The organism is Pseudomonadota bacterium (assembly GCA_026390555.1).
GTDB lineage: Bacteria > Bdellovibrionota_C > UBA2361 > UBA2361 > OMII01 > OMII01.
This window is the reverse complement of record JAPLFS010000046.1, coordinates 1-2,672: the sequence shown is the minus strand read 5'-3', so window position 1 is coordinate 2,672 and position 2,672 is coordinate 1. Positions and strand designations below refer to the sequence as shown.

4 protein-coding genes are annotated in these 2,672 nt (G+C 51.6%); 3 read left to right on the top strand and 1 reads right to left on the bottom strand.

Annotated elements, in window-relative coordinates; genetic code table 11:
- The 3 genes from NTV65_06675 to NTV65_06665 form a co-directional block, all read left to right on the top strand.
- The coding region (locus NTV65_06675; protein ID MCX6114880.1) for a hypothetical protein at window positions 1-591 on the top strand (591 nt) is incomplete at its 5' end.
- 26 nt (window positions 592-617) lie between these two features.
- The gene (locus NTV65_06670) at window positions 618-1,424 is read left to right on the top strand and encodes a 1,4-dihydroxy-6-naphthoate synthase (protein MCX6114879.1); all 807 of its coding nucleotides are present in this window, start codon (window positions 618-620) and stop codon (window positions 1,422-1,424) included.
- A 190-nt stretch (window positions 1,425-1,614) separates the two neighbouring features.
- Window positions 1,615-2,352 (top strand): SDR family oxidoreductase, encoded by a 738-nt coding sequence (locus NTV65_06665; GenBank protein MCX6114878.1) that lies wholly within the window; start codon window positions 1,615-1,617, stop codon window positions 2,350-2,352.
- A gap of 49 nt (window positions 2,353-2,401) precedes the next feature.
- On the opposite strand, the gene NTV65_06660 is transcribed toward NTV65_06665, so the two are convergent.
- Window positions 2,402-2,672: amino acid permease (locus tag NTV65_06660; GenBank protein ID MCX6114877.1), on the bottom strand; the 271-nt coding region annotated here is incomplete at its 5' end.

Here is a 2,672-nt window from a genome sequence, read left to right as displayed (position 1 = left end):
CTCTGGGGAGCGCTCGTAAATATTAACGGTGCAACGATTCAAACAAGGCTGATGCCAGAAGTGGGCGCAGATCGTTGCTACCGTGAACTTGACCTGGCGGCACTTAGCTGGCAGCGGGCACTTCTTCAGACCGGACATATAACCACCCTTGATGCCGTACGGGAGATTCCATGGTGGGTCGAGCGATTATCAGGCGATAGATGGCAGCTCTCTATTCTAGAAACTAAGCAGGGTGGGTTCTCCTGGAAAGCGGCCCACTCGCTTGTAGTTGGTGCGGAAGGTGTTGAGGTTGCATACCTCAGTTGCGGCGAGCGTGGCTTGCTCGGTATGCTCAGGGGAGCTCGTGTTGTGCCTGGGGGCATTAGTAGGGTCTTCTCGAAGGAGGATCTATCAATTATCATTAGAATTATCGCCTCATCCGAATTGTTACGAACTCAGAAGGATCTTGAGTCAACGGTACGGGAGGCCCTGCCGCACCTTGAGATTAAGTCTAGCTTTAGTATGGGAAGACTAGATCCTCAGCGCGAAGAGGGTGGGCTCGTTCAGATATTTCGTAGCTGGGCTGAACGGCTCTTTGGTTTGGGGGAGTAGTCCAGACAAGATAATTGGAGCACGGTGTGAAATACAAGTTAGGAATCTCAACCTGCCCGAACGATACATTCATGTTCCATGCCATCCTTGAGCGCGCGATCGATATGGAGGGTATGCAGTTAGAGATTGAGCTGCTCGATGTTCAGGAGCTCAATCAGAGGCTAGATAGCGGTACTCTAGAGCTCTCTAAGGCGAGCTGTTACGCAGCCGCCAGGATACTCGATCGTTATGAGATCTGCCCCGCAGGGGCCGCGCTAGGCTTCGGGGTTGGCCCGCTACTACTAGCACGCAGCGATGCGCCCCCCCTCGATGCTAACGCTAGGGTGCTTTGCCCTGGGGCATTAACCACAGCAGGATTACTGTTTCGGCATCTCTATCCAGCTGCGACTCGGATCGAGAACGTAGTTTTTTCAGAGATTATGCCGGCGCTGGAAAACGGTAGCGCCGACTATGGTGTTGTAATTCATGAGGGGCGCTTTACCTACGCGCAACAGGGGCTCACTCTGATAAGTGATCTAGGGCAACTATGGGAGAGTGAGTTCCAGGTGCCGCTCCCCCTTGGATGTATCGTCGCCTCGCGGGAGCTGCCGATAGAGGTAAGGGAGAGATTCGCACGTCTCGTTAAACGATCTATCCTCTATGCACACGAACACCGCAGCGAGACCCTCTACACCATGCAGCGCTATGCCCAGGAGTTAAGCGAGCCCGTTATCTGGGCGCACGTTGATCTGTATGTAAACGAATGGAGCCTAGATCTGGGGGATGATGGTCGGCGCGCGCTGGATGTTTTTATGGCGCTGGCGCAGGGAGATAGATATCCTGTACAGCCTTAGTAGTGAGCGAAGGCTCTGCGCTGTTCTACAAGGAAATAGTAGTTCCCGATTCGAGCGCTGATGTTCTTACCAAAGCACACGAGAAAGACGGCCTTGGTTTTGGAGGCTGTTATGCATCCCTGATTTTGCTGGCTATACTGATTGTGACAATTTTCGTATCTTGCCCGAACAAAAATCAGTGGAGGCCGTTATGAACTTGAGCGGAAATACAGTCTTGGTGACGGGCGGCGCAACGGGAATTGGTCTCGCCGTGGCCAGGCATTTTTATGAAAATGGCAGCACTGTGATCCTGTGCGGAAGGCGCAAGGACGCCTTGATGCAAGCCCAAAAACAGTCCCCGAAAATGATTGTTCACCAGTGCGATGTGTCCAAGGCCCCGGAACGGGTCGCGCTACTGGACTTCATCCGCAAGGACTTTCCAGCCATGAATATTCTCATCAATAATGCCGGGATTCAGCGCCGGATTCATATCGCAGAACCAGATTTATGGAGCGATACCCAAAGCGAAATTGCCACGAACCTTGAAGCGCCGATCCACCTGGCGCAGCTTTTTTTACCTCATTTGATGCAACGGGAAAATCCCGCCATCATCAATGTTACCTCCGGCCTTTCGTTTTCGCCCCTGGCCATTGTCCCGGTATATTGCGCGACAAAAGCAGCCCTTCATTCGTTCACCTTGTCCTTGCGGCATCAACTTGTAAAGACCGCCGTCAAAGTGGTTGAACTGGTTCCACCTGCCGTAAATACGGATTTGGGCGGTCCGGGACTTCACACCTTTGGCGTGGATGTGAATGAGTTCGCTGATTCCGTCATGAAGCGCATTGCGGCCGGAGAGCTGGAGGTTGGGTTTGGAATTTCAGAAATAACTCGCTCGGCATCACGCCCTGAACTTGAAGCTATCTTCAAAAGAATGAACGTAAAGCCTTAGAGATCATTTGTACTGGGTTACTTCTGGTCCACAGCTTCATCGTCCATAATTATTTCTCCTGCATTTGTTTCAGGGAAATAGGGGGGCCTTGAAAACAGTGCCTTGCTACTGTAAACCAGAACACAATCAGAAAGATGGTGAGTGCAAGCACAGCATAACCAGCTTTTTCATTGGGCGGTTGGATGCCGATGCAAACAATCGCAAAAGAAGCGAACGTGCTTAATAATGCCAATGGCTTAAACCAAATTCCAAGATGCCAAGGGCCCATATTTCTCCAGCTTCTGTTATGCACAAAAAATCCTGCAAGGATAGGCAGCATG

Coding starts and splice junctions, on each gene's coding strand:
- NTV65_06665 (MCX6114878.1), top strand. CDS start 1,615: ATGAACTTGAGCGGAAATACAGTCTTGGTGACGGGCGGCGCAACGGGA.